Source organism: Gemmiger sp. An120 (assembly GCF_002160955.1).
In the GTDB taxonomy this organism is placed as follows: domain Bacteria; phylum Bacillota; class Clostridia; order Oscillospirales; family Ruminococcaceae; genus Gemmiger_A; species Gemmiger_A avium.
Genome location: NZ_NFLN01000013.1, coordinates 28,515 through 44,165 on the forward strand (window position 1 = coordinate 28,515; position 15,651 = coordinate 44,165).

The 15,651-nt window shown below is 54.4% G+C and carries 15 protein-coding genes; 1 reads left to right on the plus strand and 14 read right to left on the minus strand.

Annotation, left to right across the window (positions count from 1 at the left end; translation table 11 throughout):
- Window positions 1-205 precede the first annotated feature (205 nt).
- The 14 genes from B5E65_RS11100 to B5E65_RS11165 all read right to left on the minus strand — a co-directional run bounded on the left by B5E65_RS11100 (window position 206) and on the right by B5E65_RS11165 (window position 13,690).
- Window positions 206-1,747 carry an FGGY-family carbohydrate kinase gene (locus B5E65_RS11100; RefSeq protein WP_087171836.1) on the minus strand — a complete coding sequence of 514 codons (1,542 nt, stop codon included), beginning with the start codon at window positions 1,745-1,747 and terminating at the stop codon, window positions 206-208.
- A 34-nt stretch (window positions 1,748-1,781) separates the two neighbouring features.
- Window positions 1,782-2,600: a Cof-type HAD-IIB family hydrolase gene (locus B5E65_RS11105; protein ID WP_087171837.1), complete on the minus strand. Its 819-nt coding sequence runs from the start codon at window positions 2,598-2,600 to the stop codon at window positions 1,782-1,784.
- Complete coding sequence (locus B5E65_RS11110) at window positions 2,597-3,424, minus strand: BtpA/SgcQ family protein (protein ID WP_087171838.1); 828 nt, start codon at window positions 3,422-3,424, stop codon at window positions 2,597-2,599. The genes B5E65_RS11105 and B5E65_RS11110 overlap by 4 nt, the downstream gene beginning before the upstream one ends.
- Window positions 3,425-3,505: 81 nt before the next feature.
- A complete protein-coding gene (locus tag B5E65_RS11115; RefSeq protein WP_337574748.1) occupies window positions 3,506-4,567 on the minus strand; it encodes an SIS domain-containing protein in 1,062 nt (353 codons plus the stop codon).
- A 57-nt stretch (window positions 4,568-4,624) separates the two neighbouring features.
- On the minus strand, window positions 4,625-5,425 hold the full coding sequence (locus B5E65_RS11120) for an alpha/beta hydrolase (RefSeq protein WP_158098582.1): 801 nt from the start codon (window positions 5,423-5,425) through the stop codon (window positions 4,625-4,627).
- A gap of 27 nt (window positions 5,426-5,452) precedes the next feature.
- Entirely contained in the window at window positions 5,453-6,172 is a 720-nt protein-coding gene (locus B5E65_RS11125) for a GntR family transcriptional regulator (protein ID WP_087171840.1), read from the minus strand.
- Window positions 6,173-6,208: 36 nt separating this feature from the next.
- Window positions 6,209-7,006, minus strand: a complete 798-nt coding sequence (frlD, locus tag B5E65_RS11130; RefSeq protein WP_087171841.1) for a fructoselysine 6-kinase — start codon at window positions 7,004-7,006, stop codon at window positions 6,209-6,211.
- A complete protein-coding gene (locus B5E65_RS11135) occupies window positions 7,003-7,749 on the minus strand; it encodes a GntR family transcriptional regulator (protein WP_087171842.1) in 747 nt (248 codons plus the stop codon). Before B5E65_RS11135 ends, frlD (B5E65_RS11130) begins: the two co-directional genes overlap by 4 nt.
- Window positions 7,750-7,852: 103 nt before the next feature.
- Complete coding sequence (locus tag B5E65_RS11140) at window positions 7,853-9,214, minus strand: amino acid permease (protein WP_087171843.1); 1,362 nt, start codon at window positions 9,212-9,214, stop codon at window positions 7,853-7,855.
- A gap of 457 nt (window positions 9,215-9,671) precedes the next feature.
- Window positions 9,672-10,094 (minus strand): secondary thiamine-phosphate synthase enzyme YjbQ, encoded by a 423-nt coding sequence (locus tag B5E65_RS11145; RefSeq protein WP_087171844.1) that lies wholly within the window; start codon window positions 10,092-10,094, stop codon window positions 9,672-9,674.
- A gap of 21 nt (window positions 10,095-10,115) precedes the next feature.
- Window positions 10,116-10,967, minus strand: coding sequence for an amidohydrolase family protein (locus tag B5E65_RS11150; RefSeq protein WP_058965528.1), 852 nt, complete (start codon window positions 10,965-10,967; stop codon window positions 10,116-10,118).
- A 34-nt stretch (window positions 10,968-11,001) separates the two neighbouring features.
- A complete protein-coding gene (gene frlC / locus B5E65_RS11155; protein WP_242957538.1) occupies window positions 11,002-11,835 on the minus strand; it encodes a fructoselysine 3-epimerase in 834 nt (277 codons plus the stop codon).
- An 86-nt stretch (window positions 11,836-11,921) separates the two neighbouring features.
- The gene (gene frlD / locus B5E65_RS11160) at window positions 11,922-12,749 is read right to left on the minus strand and encodes a fructoselysine 6-kinase (RefSeq protein ID WP_087171845.1); all 828 of its coding nucleotides are present in this window, start codon (window positions 12,747-12,749) and stop codon (window positions 11,922-11,924) included.
- Between the two features lie 179 nt (window positions 12,750-12,928).
- Entirely contained in the window at window positions 12,929-13,690 is a 762-nt protein-coding gene (locus B5E65_RS11165; RefSeq protein ID WP_087184674.1) for a GntR family transcriptional regulator, read from the minus strand.
- A gap of 396 nt (window positions 13,691-14,086) precedes the next feature.
- On the opposite strand from B5E65_RS11165, the gene B5E65_RS11170 reads away from it, so the two are divergent.
- Window positions 14,087-15,649 (plus strand): amidohydrolase, encoded by a 1,563-nt coding sequence (locus B5E65_RS11170; protein ID WP_087171847.1) that lies wholly within the window; start codon window positions 14,087-14,089, stop codon window positions 15,647-15,649.
- Window positions 15,650-15,651: the final 2 nt, after the last annotated feature.

Sequence of the window (15,651 nt, forward strand, 5' to 3'; positions counted from 1 at the left end):
TAAATTTGACGCTCTACGCCTTTAGCTTTCCTTCAAAACGTAACTAGCGGAACACTTGCTGCTTCAGGTCTGAAGTGCTTGCATGTATACGCCGAATGTTTCAATTTACTTGGCCTCCCAGATAAGCTAGTTAGTGTATTCTGTGTCCATCAGACAAGATATCCTTCGAAAAAGGCGTTGATATTACCATAGAAAGAGCGCTTCATTATTGCTCTTCGGTCATCATATGCATCAATTCGCAAGTGGAGTCATAGAGCTTATCATATATTGCCTGATACTTCTGGTAGATTTTATATTTTTTGAAATCAGGCTTATATACTGTTCCCGTTTTGATATGCTGAGCCAAGCAAGAAAAATTCTCAAATCCCGGATGTCTCACTCCTACTGCGGCCATCATGGCATCGCCGTAACTCGCTCCCACTGTGACGTTCGGCGTGTTGATCTCTCTGCCCGTTACATCCGCCACAATCTGCATCCACAGCGCATTGTTCACCCCGCCGCCCACAGCAAAGATTTGATCAATGGACACATCCTCATGACTTTCCATCAGGCGTAGCTGCTGCTGAATGGAATACGCTACTCCTTCCAGCGCGCTGCGGTATAAATGCCGACGCGTATGGGAGATCGTGAGTCCAAACAAGATACCACATGCCAGCGGATCATTGACCGGTGTGCGTTCTCCCGCAAAATAGGGCAGCGTGATCAATCCGTCCGAACCTGGCGGTACCTGATCCACTCCCTCCAGCATCAGTTGATAGGCATCAATCCCCGTCTTTTTCTCCTGTTCCAATGCATCACTGAACAGTTCATCTCTATACCATTTGGTTAAACTGCCACCAGTGTTCGTACCCGCGGAGATATCGCACAGTCCGGGCACAATGAATTGCTCACGCCACAACCGCTCGTCGTCCACCAGGTGTCTGGTACCCAGAATCATATAGATGGAGGAACCAAACTGAATCATCATTTTGCCCGGCTCCACCACGCCGGCGCTGATAGCTTCAGCACCAGAATCATCTGTCCCCGTGATCACTGGTGTTCCCGGGGTCAGGCCTGTCTCTTTGGCCGCAGCCTCGGTTACGTAGCCCGCTAGATCCGTTGCCTCCTGTACCTTCGCCAACTGGTCCGGTCGACAAACAGGCGCGCACAGTTCCGGGACCGGTCGCCAGGTTTTCGGATCATACAACGGATTGAAACTGGCCAGTCCCAAGAAACGATCCACCACATAATTGTCTGTCAGCTTTGCCGCAAGAAAACTGGAGCCAGTTAAAAATTTGTAAGTTCTGGCATACACCTCTGGCTCGTTATTTTTGATCCACAGGATTTTGGGCATTACATCGCTGGAGCACAGCGGACGACCATACCAGCGGCGGATTTGTTCTGGGCCATACAGGCTGGTCAACTGTTCAATCTCTTTTCCTGCTCGCGCATCAATGCCATACAAAATGGCCTTGCGCAATGGACAGCACTGTTCATCAACTGGAAGGCAATCAGCTCCCAATGCGCTAAGCCCCACTGCCTTGATCTGAACCGGATCAATCCCGGATTTTTTCAATAGCCCTTGGCTGATACGACAGAAATCGCCCCACCAATCTTTTTCGGCATCGTGTTCGAAGTGATTCGGCTTCGGATTGGTCATCGTGTGCTGAGTAGAACAACACGCCACTACATTGCAATCCTCATCAATGATCACACCTTTGCTGGAATTTGTTCCCGTATCAATTCCCATAAAATATGTAGCATCCATGCAATTCAACCTCCTTGACAACTATTCGCACAGTTCATTGAATTTCTTCGAAAAAATGTGCAACAATATGGGCCACTGTATCTTCATTATTGCAAAAAGGAGATACATAATCTGCCGCCCCCTTGACATGAGGCCTCGCGTTGGCCACTGCTACACCGATGTCACTGTTCTTAATCATTTCAATGTCGTTATCGTAATCCCCAACAGCAATGATCCGGAACGGTCGAACCGGCAGCAGCGAAAGCAGGCGACAAATACCGTTCCATTTGCTGATTCCCGGTGCCATGATGTCTACACTGGTAGGGTCGCTTGGCGTAACACTGAGTGCAAGCCCCTTGCGCCGCACAAACTCCCACACGGGCTTCCAGTCCTGGGTCACAGTAAAGCCCTCGATGTCATCCAGCGGCAACTGATCACAGTGTTGAAATCGGCTGGGCCAAACCCCCAACTGATCAGCATACTCTCTCAGACTGTCATTTTCCTTATTCACCGCCCATAACGGTCCAGCCAGTACATGTAACAGATAGTCATGATGCAAGCAAAATTCCACCAGCTGCCGAGCCGACACTGGATCAATTCGTTCCCGGAACAATACCCGGCCACTGCCGGTCTCTACTAGCTTACCCCCGTTGTTCAGCAACAGATAGTCGGCGCAGTCAGACACGTCTCCCAGTGGAAGCATGTCCACCTCTCGACGACCAGTGGCAAAGCAGACCATATTCCCCTGACTACGAACCCATTGCAACGCTCGCCGGTTCTCCCTGCTGATGTTCCCCTGGTCATCGCAAGTAGTGCCATCCAGATCCAGAACCAACAAGGCCGGAACTCTGTTGCTATCTTTATGCCCCCTCATCTGGCTCGCACCTGGTACACTACCTGCATCAGCTCCCTGACCCGGTCAGCGCACACCCGCACATTCTCCAACTGTTCGTTTTCCAGTCTACCGCCCTCCTTGAAATAGGTCCCCACTACTGCTCCATCCGCCACCGCCAGCTTACGGGCAATGGTATCTGGCCGACATCCTGTATTGCACAGGATCACCGTTTGAGGCGCAGCCTGTTTGACACTGGCAATCAGCTCCTCGTCCACATCTTGTCCGGCCGCATTGGCTGAAACACATAATCCATCCGGATGAACCTTGAAAATAGTGGATCGAGCAATGTCTGCCAATGGCCTGTTATCTAGGTTTTGGTCGGATTCCGGATTGATAAAATACAGCATCCGAAGCTGCTGCAGATACAGCTCCGCACGCCGGCGCATCAATTTGGAAAAATCATTGTTATACAGGCCTCCATCTCCCACATACACGCCGGAAAAGGTCCCACGCACAAAGTCTGCATCCACCGCGGCGGCCAGCTCAATCGTGGCGCGCCCATCCGAGATGCAGTCCACGCCAAAGGGGACTCTCAAATCCTGCTTGAGCCGCCCCACCACATAGGCCATGGCCGCCGGGGTCACAAAGTTCATCTGTCGCTCATAGGGCAGGCTGAACTCGTTGCTGATCAGCACCCCGTCCACGCCGCCCTCCTGCAGCGCCTGCAGGTCCTCCCGGGCATGTTCCACAATCTCTTCCATCGCGGTGTTCGGGCGAAAGCGGGGATCGCCAGGCAGTGGGTCCAGATGCAGCATAGCGATGATGGGCTTTTTTACGCCGAATAAGATTTCACTCCAAAGCATGGTTAGCATCCTCCTTTTTGAAAAGAGCCGCCGCAACGACTCATGCAAGGAATCGCTGCGGCGGCTCGTGCTGTAAATGGATCAATACTCAAATTGGCGGTAGTAGCGGCGGATCGACAGCGGATGGCGCAGGAACAGCTCCATGTAAGCGTCCACGCGATTGTTCACACCGTGCATTACCAGATGAGAAATCGTGCCGCGGAATTCCGGGCTGATGCCCTTCAACGCAAACTCCTTGGTATCGATGATGGTATAATTGCCGCACACCTTGGGCAGGAAACGCGCCACCCGTTCGGCCAGCGGACGCTGCTCATCCTCGCCCATAAACAGGGTAACGGGGGTGTCCCACACCACAATCTCCTGCATGCCGTGGAAGAACTCCTGGCAGGAGATGGACTTGGTGCGAATCCACATCTGCTCTTCCCAGTAGCACATGGCATAGGAATAGGTGGCACCATACTGGTTGCCGGAACCAATGAAGTAGCGCGGCAGGTCCGGATGCTCGTTCCGGAACGCGACACAGGCCTTGGCGTAATCGTAGGCCCAGGCATCGGACTCCTTTTCCACATCCACCAGTACCTGCGCCAGATGAGCCTCCATCTCCCGGTTGTACCGGTCATAGTCCGCAAACTCGCCGTTTTTGTACATCAGGTAGTTCGCTACCATGTAAAATTTCAGCTGTTCGTTCTTGGGATAGACCACCAGATAATCCTGCTTGTCCGGCTGGGTCAGCACACTGCCCGGCGTGTCGATAAAGCTGAACACCCTGCCGCCAATCTGATGCACCCGGTCCACCAGCTGTACCATCTCCTTGGTGTTGCCGGAAACCGAAGAGAGAATCACCACCGAGCGATCGGTGAATCGACGGTTGCCTGTGGTCAAAAATTCGGCGGCATTCTCCACGAACACCGGCAGTTTGGAGTGTCCGCGCATATAGACCTCCACCTGCATGCTGGAGGCGTAGGTGCCACCGATACCAATAAAATAGATTCCGTCGAAACCATCGGCCCAGATCTGGTCGATGATCTGTTCAATCTGGCCACGCAGTGCCAGCGCGCCATTTACACTGTCCAGAGCTTCTTTTTCATCAAAATTACGCAGACACGCACCAGTCTGTTCGTTCCACATAGAAGTCGTAACCATAATACAAATGCTCCTTCTCTTTCATACTATCATGCAGTTTTCCCGCCAAGCGCCGGCTCAGAAAATCGGGCTGGTCTGCAGGTCCATTCCGCAAAAATACTGGAACGCCCGCTGGATCGCCACATCCCAGAAGGGCCACGCATGCTCTCCGGCCCATTCCAGATAGGTGTGTCCATATCCCGCCGCTCTGGCCGCATCCCGAAAGCGCAGGTTGTCTGCATACAAAAAATCTTCCGTGCCGCAGATCTGCAGCAGCCCAGGGCGCCCAGGGTCGTTGGCCCGGTCCCTCAGCAGCTGAAACAAGTCCTCCTGCGGATCAGGCGGCATGCCCGTTCCGTGAAGGGCGTCCAGTTCCTGGGACAGCACATCCGGCCACTCTCCTTTGCGGACCCGTTCCACCATGGCGGCATAATCCATCACGCCGGACAGACTTGCGCAGGCGGCAAAGCACTCCGGCCTGCGCAGGGCCACCTTGACCGCCCCGTAACCGCCCATGCTTTCCCCCGCAATAAATGTGGAGGCTCTTGCTTCGGGCAGTCGAAACCAGGTTTTGCACAACTCACTCAGTTCGTCGGCCACATACCCGAAATAGTCCGGGCCGTACCGGGCCGTGCAGTAAAAACTGCGCTGGACCTCCGGCATGATCACAATGAAATTGTATTTTTTGGCATAGTATTCAATTTTGGAAAAGCGGGTCCATTCGCTGGCGTTGGCCGCAAGGCCATGCAGCAGATACAGAACCCTGGGCTCCCCCGTCCACAGCGGAGTTACATCGTTGGAGGGGTCCGGGAAGATCACATACAGCTGGGTGGTCATGCGGAGCTTTTGGGAATAAAATTCCCCGCGGAACAACCCCATTACAAGCCCTCCCTTCATAGGGCACGCTCATTTTTGAAAATGAACGGTAAAATTGCACTTGTCGCCCCGGGTATAGTTGCGCGAAAACTCAATCACCTGACCGTTTTCATCCTGGCTGGTGCACTCGAACAGCATCACGGCCTGCTCGCATGAAATGCCGAGCAGACGCGCGTCGTTTGCTTCCAGCACAGCCAGGTCCAGCGTTTGCCGCGCTTGTTTGGGGCGCACGTGATAAAAATCATAAACCTCATACAAAGAAAAGACGGACAGATCGATTCCTTCCAGCTTCGGGACCACATAATGCGGAATGAAAACCTCTTCCAACGAAACCGGCTCATCGCTCACATAGCAGATACGCTTGATGTAATAGATGGAGTCTTCCGGCTGAATCCCGAAGACCAACGCATACTTGTTCCCCGCCGGGCGCAGCGCCTTGGTGAGGATTCGGGTGGAGGGCACCGCGTTTTTCTGCCGGATGGTTTGCGTAAACCCGCCCAGATTGTCCAGGTCCCGGTTCATCTTTTCCCCCAGCACATAGACGCCCTTGCCCTGCACCCGCTTGAGCAGTCCCTCGTACACCAGGGCTCCAATGGCTGTGCGCACGGTCAGACGGTTCACATCATATTGGGCTGCCAGTTCATTTTCCGCTGGGATCGCCGTGCCGGGAGGGTATATCCCTTCCTCAATTTGTGCGCGAATGATCTCCCGCAGCTGCAAAGAGACAGGTCCAGTTCCGATGTGTTCCATGTCGAGCCCTTTCTTGTTCGGCTTATGCGGGACCGGTTACAGCCACGCGCCGAAATATTGCAATGTTTCTGTGGAGGTTGCGGCTCCCTTTTCCATGCACGCCTCAATAGGCAATCCGTCCACCAGGCCATGCAGGAAACCAGCGATGTAGCTGTCGCCCGCACCCATCGTATCCACCACATTGGGGCAGGGAACGATCCCAAAGGGATGGAAGGTCTGGCCATCAAAACACAGACTTCCCTGCTCGCCCAGCATGGCAATCACCAGTTTGGGCCCCTGGCTGTGCAGCACCTTCATCAGCTCACGCAGGGTTTCGGTGTCTCCGTCATCCGAGGAAAAGAACAGATAATCCGTATAGGGGATTGCCTCCGCGCAAGCGGCGTCTCCGGGACGAGTGGCACAGTCAAATGCGGTTTTTACCCCGCGCTGCCGGAGCTGGCCGAAGAAACGGCCCACCTTGCCCCACAGGTCGCACACCACCACGTCATGTGTGCTGATGAAATCCATATCTTCCGACGACAGGGTGTACTGCTCCAGCACGCCCTCGTCATAGTCGCCGAATACCCGTTCACCGTCCACTAGGGTCACCTGGGAAACCGCCGTATGCCCGTGCAGCACGTGCAGATGACTTGTGTCCACACCCTTGCGAGTCATAGCTTCGGCCATAATCTGCCCATACACATCGTCGCCCACCGGCCCGATGTAGGAGGCCTGGCCCCCGTTGCGCACCGTGTAAACCGCCATGTTCACCGGGCCGCCGCCGGGATAGGCTGTTCCGCCCTCCACATTATTATAATAATCAATGCAATTGCTGCCAACTGCTGCCAGTTTCATAACTGTTCCACCTTTTCTTTGGGTTGTGTTGTAAGGATACTGGAAAACCGGATCTTGTCGGCGCGCGTGACAGATTTGAACACTTCGATTGGCCTGTTCTGGCTGTCGAACGAGATACCGGACACATAGAACAGCGGCGCCCCCACCGGAACCTCAAGCAGTTCACTTTCCCCTTCGGTGGCGTAAGTGATACCGATAGTCTGGTGACCATGATCCACCGTAATGCCGTAATGTGCCAGCACGTTGTAGAAGGATTCATCGGAAAAATCGTACTGCTCAATCCCCGGGCAGATTGCCGGATCAAGGTAGTTGTCCTCAATCGTCACCGGCTGTCCGTTGATACAGCGCAGTCTCCGCAGCTGGAAGACCGGGCTTTGCTCCGCAAGCCCCAGCTTCCTTTCCACCGAGCGGGGGGCCGCTGCCGTTCGCACGTCCAGCGGCCGGGTCTGCATGCTGCGGTAGTTCTGCAGAACCTGATCGGTGAAGGACTTCACATCCTGCAGCGTCCGCTCCAGCTTAGGCGGCGCCACAAAGGTACCCGCCCCCTTGCGGTGGTACACCTTGCCCTCTACAATCAGTCGGCGGATCGCGCTGCGCAGCGTGGTCCGATTCATTTGCCACATGCTGCACATATCTCGTTCGCTGGGCAGCTTGGAATGCGGTGCAAGATCGTTCTGCAAAATATAGCACTCAATCTGTTCCGTTGCCTGGTCCCGCGGGCGTGCGCGAAATTGCTGCTCCATAGAATCCCGTCTTCCTTATCCAATTGCCGGTCCCGGATTTCCGCGGCTTTAAGCCGCGGAAATCCGGGACCGGCCGATTCACTGTTGTGGTTTGAGGAAACGATCAGGCGTTCCCTTGCTTTTTCTGGTTCTGCCGCTCCATCAGGTAGTAAGCCGGCAGGCCGGTGCCCACCGCTACCACTGCAGAAATGATGCTGGGCAGCGCGGACCAGATGAAGGTGGAGTAGATCAGCGTGGCAGTCATCACCATGGCGATTACCGGCATGGCGTATCCGCCGGGCATTCTGTAGGTGGGTTTGTAATGCTCCTTGCGGCGCAGCACAAAGATGGTGCCGAAGGTCAGGAAGTTCTTCAGCAATGCGATCACGGTGAAGTAACCCAGAAGATCAGACAGGCTGGAGGCGAAGATCAGAACGATAGCCACCATGCACTGAACAACGATGGAGAACGCGGGGGTCTGGTATTTGGGATGCACCTGGCCAAACTGCTTGAAGAACAGTCCGTCACGCGCCATCGCGTACTCGATGCGGGGCTGGAACATGATGCAGCTGGACAGAGAGCCGATCACCACGATGATGGCCATGATCGCAACCACCACGTCGGCGCCCTGGCCGATCACGGGGATCTTGGAGGCCAGCAGCGCGATGGGCGCATCGGAAGAAGCCAGCTCATCGATGCTCAGCAGGCCGGAAGCTACGAAGGTCAGGCCCACATACAGGCCCAGAACGATCAGCGCGGTAAGAATCAGACCACGGGGCATATTCTTCTCGGGCTCTTTGATCTCGCCGGACATGTAGCAGGCAGCGCCCATGCCGTCAAAAGACCAAGTGGTGGCAGAGATACCGGCCAGCAGCGCCGTGATTCCGGTGACCGTGGTGCCCGCCAGAGGAGTGGCCGACAGCAGGGTGGACCCATTCATGAAGAACAGTCCTACACCCATGATCAGTATAAAGGGCAGAATTTTCAGGGCGGTGATGAAGGTCTGGAACTTGCCTCCTCCCTCTACACTGCGCAGATGTACCATCATGAACACCAGCACGAAAGCCGTAGCAACGATCTTCAGCACGATGCCGTGCATGGGCAGGAAGTAAGCCAGGTAGTTAACGATCGCCAGCGCCATAATGGAGATGGACGGGGGATCGGTGGCCCAGAAGCTGATCCAACCGCACAGGAAGGCCAGCGGGCGGGACCCGGCTTCACGGAAGTAAACATACTGACCACCATCCTCAGGGAATGCGGAAGCCAATTCTGCGTAGCAGAAGTTGGCAGGTACCTGAAGCAGACCGCCAATCAGGAAGGCAAGCACCAGGAACAGGCTGCTTCCTGCGGCATTGGCCACCTCAGACAGAGACGAGAAGATACCGGAACCAACGGTGGTGCCGACTCCCAATGCGATCACGGCGCCCAGACCTAATTTGCGTCCCAGCTCCGCGCTGGGTGCAGTCGTTGTTTCGTGTTTCGACATGCGGATTCTCCTTTCACACAACGATATCCCGGTTGCTGCCGGAATGATTCCGCCCCCGTTAGGACCACTCGAGGGCAATTGGCTTTCATCACATAACACATCGGGTTTTTCATACCACTTCGCCAATTATTCTAGCACAATGAACAAATGCCGTCAACACAATTCCAAAAATAAAAAGCACAGTGCTCAAATTTTGACGTTATGCAGGAAAATCTCATTTTCTCTTTGTGGATAGTACAACATTTGAATCCTCAAACCGTACGTTAATAAATAAACAGGCATACCGCTTTTGGAAATTTTTCCCACACGCTTTTCCCCACCCTGTTTTCCGCTCCGTTTTCAGCCCTTTCTTTCTTCGCCGTCCGTCGATCTTTTTCGACGGAAAAGGGCGGGGTTCGAAAGGAATAAATCCATTCTGAACTCCGCCCTTTTGCGTCCGCTTTGTTTTAACGCCTGCTCACTCCTGGACTATGACCAGGATGGTGCGTTTCGCCGGACCGTCAAACTCACAGAAATAGATATCCTGCGCACCGCCCCGAATCATTTCTCCCTCGACCAGAGGGAAATGACAATGATTTCCGGTGAGATACGCCTTCAGGTGACCGGCGGGATTGCCGGCCGTAGATCCGTAATCCCGCAGCATGCGGGCATGGCTGTACGGTGCATCCTCCGGCGCCTGCCGCTGCAGGAACAGCGCAATATCGCTTTCCAGGCATTCCAGGGCCTCGTTCACCGTAATTCCCGTGGTGGTGTGCTTGGTCAGCACGGTAACCATTCCGTTCTGAATCTCGCTTTCCTTTACGATCTGCTCCACCTGAGGAGTGATCACATCCATCTCGTTATAGGTTTTGGTCAAAAGTACGATAGGCTTGATATACATTGCCCCTTCTCCTTTCCACCCTTACAGAGAACCGCCCAAAAACTCCAGGGCGTTACCACCCCGAATCAACTCCAGCGTACTGTCCCGCAACCCCAGCTGATCCAGTGCCTGGGCCATGCGAATCTGTTCAAAGCGGGGATTGTTGGACCCGAACATGACCTGGTGGCGCAGAGATCGATCGATCCAGGTGACCGGGATATCCCGCGTAAAGGTCTGCTGATAAAACTCCCGGGCACAGTCAAAATAAAGCGCACCGGTGTCGGCGTACACGTTGGGATACTTCACCATCAACATCGCAGTCTCCCGCACCCAGGGCCATGCAAAATGACCCAGACAGATGCGCAGTTTGGGATGCCGGGCTGCCACCTCCTCAAAGCAGAGGGGATGGCAATACCTGGTCAGTGTATCCGGCTCCCAGGAAAGGCCCGCATGGAACATCACCGGCCGGTCATACTGTTCGCACAGCGCATAGATCGGCTCCAACCGCTCGTCGGCAGGATAGAAATGCTGGCGGCCGGGATGAAGATTCACGCCTCGCAGCTTCAAATCCGCAAAGGCATGCTCCAGCCGGTCCACCGCGCCCGGTGCAAGCGGATCCGCTCCCGCAAATCCGATAAAGCGGTCCGGCGCCAGTCCAACCAGTTGATGGATCTCTTCATTGCTCACCAGCGTATCCCCCACCGTGCTGGTGTAATCCTGGCCCAACAGGCAGAGTCGGTCCAGCCCGGCGCAGCGCATCTGGTTGAAGATATGCTCCAGCGGGGCGGTTCCGTTGCGGTGGATATCCAGTTCCCGATGGCGCAGTTCCTCTCGCTGCTCGTCCTGGTTGATGGGTTCAAAAAATGCGGGATGTACATGAATGTCGATAAACAAAGGTCCTTCACGTCCTTTCCGTTGATTCGACGGGTCACATACCCGCATGTGCCATCATAGCGCGCACGTTTTCCACCGCTCGGCGGGCATACATGCGGGGTTCGTTGATATACCCCAGCACCAGCTCCAGTGTGGCAGTTCGGTCGTAACCGATACGAGCCAGTTCGTGGAACATCTCCTGCAGAGGCATGCTTCCCTCACCGGGCATGATATGGCTGTCCGTTCCCTGTTCCCCGTCAATGATGTGCATATGATCCATCTTGTCCCCCAGCTTGTCAAAGTAGGCCATGATGCTCTCATGCTGCACAAAAGGCGGCACCACGTCGCACATGCCCACCACGTACGGGTTGTCGATCCGGTGGAACAGTTCGGCCAGATCGTTGGCCCGGGTAAAGAAGTTTGACTCATACGGGGTCAGCGCTTCCACGGTCAGCTTTACCCCCACCTTCGCCGCATGCTCTCCCAGTTCCCGGATGGTCTTTTCCAGACGGGGCCATAACTCGTCGTAGGTGGCAAGATATCCACCGTTGGCGGGGCTGGTCAGCATATATTCCGCCCCCATCTCCTTGGCCATGTCCAGGCACAGTTTCAGATATTCCACCGCGTCTTCCCGCTGGGCCTCGCTGCCAATCATGTAGTTGTAGGGGTAAGCATTGTGTTCCGGGGTGTAGCCCAGCACCGGCATCTCATATTTCTCAATCAGACGCCGCACCTCGTTGATATCGCCCGCCTTCAGATCCGGTGCATAGGCGTGAGGCCGCCCTCCCCAAAGCTCTATGTAATCATAGCCGAATTCCTTTGCATCCTGGAAGCAATGTTCCAACGGGTTGCGCTGGTAACCGGATGTGAACATACCAAGTTTCATCATGATAAAACCCTCCTGCTATGAATTTGTTTTCTATGAATGCGTATCTTTCTATGAATGCGTATCTCAGTCTGTGACGAATGCGTATCTCAGTCTGTGACCCAAGGTTCAAAAACCTGCACCACACTGGAAGCTACCGTCGCTCCCTGCTTCAGGCAAGCTTCCAGCGCTGCCCCCTTCATATACTGATACAAAAATCCGGCGATGAAGCTGTCGCCCGCACCCACGGTATTGACCACCTCAGCCGCCGGCACCACGCCAAACTGGACAAACTGCCGGCCATCGTAAGCCAGACTGCCCAATTCTCCGAATGTGGCCACTGCGACCTTCATGCCTCGATCCACTTTGTCCTTCAGATAGCCCTCGATGAATTCGTCCCGCTGTTTATGGTACGAATAAAACCCGATGTCCACATAAGGAAGTGTACTCTCCACCAGAGGATGATCTAGTCGATCCGCATAGTCAAAACTGATTACCGCCTGGCTGCAACTGCGGATCTTGGGCAGTGCATCCTGGGCATTTCCCCACAGTGCGGTGTGCACCAGATCATGCCCGGCAGCAAATGCGATGTCCTCCTCATCAAACACGATATGTTCCAGGACTCCTTCGATGTAATCTCCATGTACCCGGTCATTGCCATTCAACGTCATGTAGGTGATGGCGGTGGGGCCTTGTCCCACCTTCAGATGGCTCACATCCAACCCTTCGCCCTTCAGGGTGTTCACCATCCACTGCCCGTTCTCATCGCTGCCGGTAGTGCTGATGATGGAGGTCTTCATCCCCAATTTCTGCAGGTTGACCCCGGTGTCCACCACGTTGCCCGTGGGATACTTGCGATCATGGAACACGTTTCCCTGTCGGTCCACGTATTCCGTGTAGTGGTCGATACAGTTGTCACCAATCATTGCTGCTCGCATCGTTTCGTTACCTCCCGTATACTTGATTTTCGAATAGATGAGTCGCATTTCGTTGCAAACCACTTTTCTAAAAATTAGTATAGCGCCGGGTAAACTAGAGGGTCAATCACGAGCTTAACCAAAAAAATCAGGTATTCTCCGTGGAAAGAGAGAAAACTGGTGTGCTTTTTCTTCCGCGCTCAGACCAGTTCCCGGGAATCTGGCTCCCCAGCCCGCAAAATCCCCTCGAAACCGAACTGGTCGTTGCGAATCACCGCAGAAAAGGATTCGATAGGAATTCCATAGTCATCCCGTGTTACGCCCCGCAGCAGGAGTAACGGCTGCAACACCGGAATCTGTAGTAATTCGGCTTCCATCTCATCTGCATAAGTAATACTCAGCGTCTGGTTACCGGAATCTGCATAAATCCCATACTCTGTAGCCATAATCTCAAACAGGCTGTTCTTAGCCAAATCAAACCGTTCCAGATCCCGTACCCGCAACGCAGATAGATATGTGGTTTCCAAAATGGCAGGCGTGCCATCCAGAAAACGCAGCCGACAAAGTCGATAGGCCTCACCCGCCTCGTTCAGTTTCAGGAGCCTCGCCACTCGTGGCACAGGCTTGAGCCTTTCCATGGAGATTACTCGGCTGGTAAATTGACGTCGGTTCTGTTGCAGGAAATACCACAAAGGTTCAAAATCATAGAGATTGCGCCGAAAACGTGGCATTGCCACAGTAAATCCGCTGCCCTTCCGACGGGTCAACTTTCCCTCACCCGCCAAACATCGAATAGCCGTACGCAGTGTATCACGGTGGCAGCCAAGCTCCTTCGCCAACGACTCTTCACTGGGTAGGCGCTGGCCTGCCTGCAGCCTGCCACTTTCAATCCAATATTCCAGCTGCTCAGCGATTCCGCTCCAACTTGCTCGTCGGGACGTCTCGTCTTTTTTCATTACCATCCGTCGGCCCCCCCTTCCTTCTTTTCCGGCAGTAGTGATACTGCCAGTTTCGATTATCATATACTTCCACTCCCAGCCAAGTCAAGCAATTCCATTCGTCCTGACCCGAGGAGCTGGTTCATCCGAAATCGGCCAAAGCAGACCAATTTTTGGCAGCTTGAAAGATTCCGTTTTTCCTTTCTGTGTCATCCTCCAAAAATGATTTTAACACCTTGAAATGACCGAATGCCCATGCTATTATTTGGTCAAATTCAGGACAGCGTGTCAGGACCAACACCGCCTGAAATACATAACACACCGGGCTTACCACTTCGGATTTTCTTGCAAAACATTGCGCGGTACGCTGACCACTTCATTCCAGCGTCCGTTAGCAAGATGCTAAGGAGTGACGTAAGTATGGCAGAACATACGCAGATCGTGCTGAGATCCAACTGTATCTTCGACGGGACTGGCGCAGAACCATTCTCCGGATATGTGGTTATCCGGGATGAGCGTATCCTGCAGGTTGTACAGGGGGATCTTCCCTCCGAATTGGCCCATGGCTCCACCGTGTACGAACTGGGGAACCGGACCATCTGCCCCGGCTTTGCCGACGCGCATACCTTTTTTACCGGATGGGCGCTGAACTATCTTGGCGTGGACCTCTCCCCCGCTACAGACAGCAGTCAGATCGGTCAGATAGCACTGGCCTATGCCAACAGCCTTCCACCTGAGAAACCGGTGTGGGGGCATGGCTGGGACCCGACCATTGTCACCGGCGGACCTCAGAATCTGGACCGTGTTTTTCCGGACCGTCCCGCCGTGCTGTTTGCCGCAGGCGCTGAGACTTTCTGGATCAATAGCGCTGCAATTCAGCGGTACGGCTTTGACAACAGCGCCGACTGCAATGAGGTCTTCTGGCAACTGATGGAAGAGTTTCTGGCCGACCATGCCTTCTCCAAACCGTTGTTCCAACATTATATGCAGATGCTGAACCGTCGAGGTGTAACCTCGGTCAAGGAGATTGGCTATGATACCTTCAGCACCTTCCCGGAGGTGCTGGAGCAACTGGAACGGGACAACGCTATGACGCTGCGCGTACACTTTATGAGTCAGCCCGTCAAAGAAGGCGCAAATCTGGATTACGCACGCCGGATGCGGCAGCGGTTCCAGGGTGAGTTCGTCCGATTTTCCGGCTTTAACCGCATGACTGACGGCTCTATCAGCCAGATGTGTGGATATCTGAAACAGCCTTATCGCTGTGCACCGGATACACAGTGTGCTCAAGAAATCGACTGGGCACTGATCGAGCGCGAGGTGCTGCAGGCCGACGCGGAAGGCTTCCGTTTTTCGCTGAACGCACAGGGCGACGCCGCTGTGGCGCGCGTGCTGGATATTTACGAAAAATGCTGCCGAGACTCCCGAGGAAAGGTGTGTAACCGGCATGCCATTACCGAAGCGGAATTCAGCGATCCACAGGACCTGGAACGAATGGGCCAATTGGGTGTAATTTGCGAATTTTATCCTCAAATTCAATCCATCGCCGACCGTGCGGGCAAGGTGGGTATGATCGAGGAAAAGCTGGGCACTGAGCGCGGGGCTGGTTACTGGAATCGGCGCAAAATGGCGGACAGCGGCGTCTTGCTGTGCTGTGGCACCGATCTTCCTCTGGTCATTGATGACATCCCACAGTCCTTGTATCACAGTGTCACCGGAAAATTTCCTGAAGGTGGCGAGCCCTTCCACCCGGAGAACACACTGACAGTTAGCGAAGTATTACAGGCCTGGACAAGCGGCGGCGCATACGATATGTACCGTGAAGGGGACATCGGTACACTGGCGCCGGGCAATAAGGCAGACATCGCTGTTCTTGACGCTAACGTCTTTGCGATGCCTATCGATGAGGTCCGTAAGGCCAAGGTCTGTCTCACTTTGGTGAACGGCGCCGTTGTATACGACGTCTGGTCTACGGAGGGATAAGC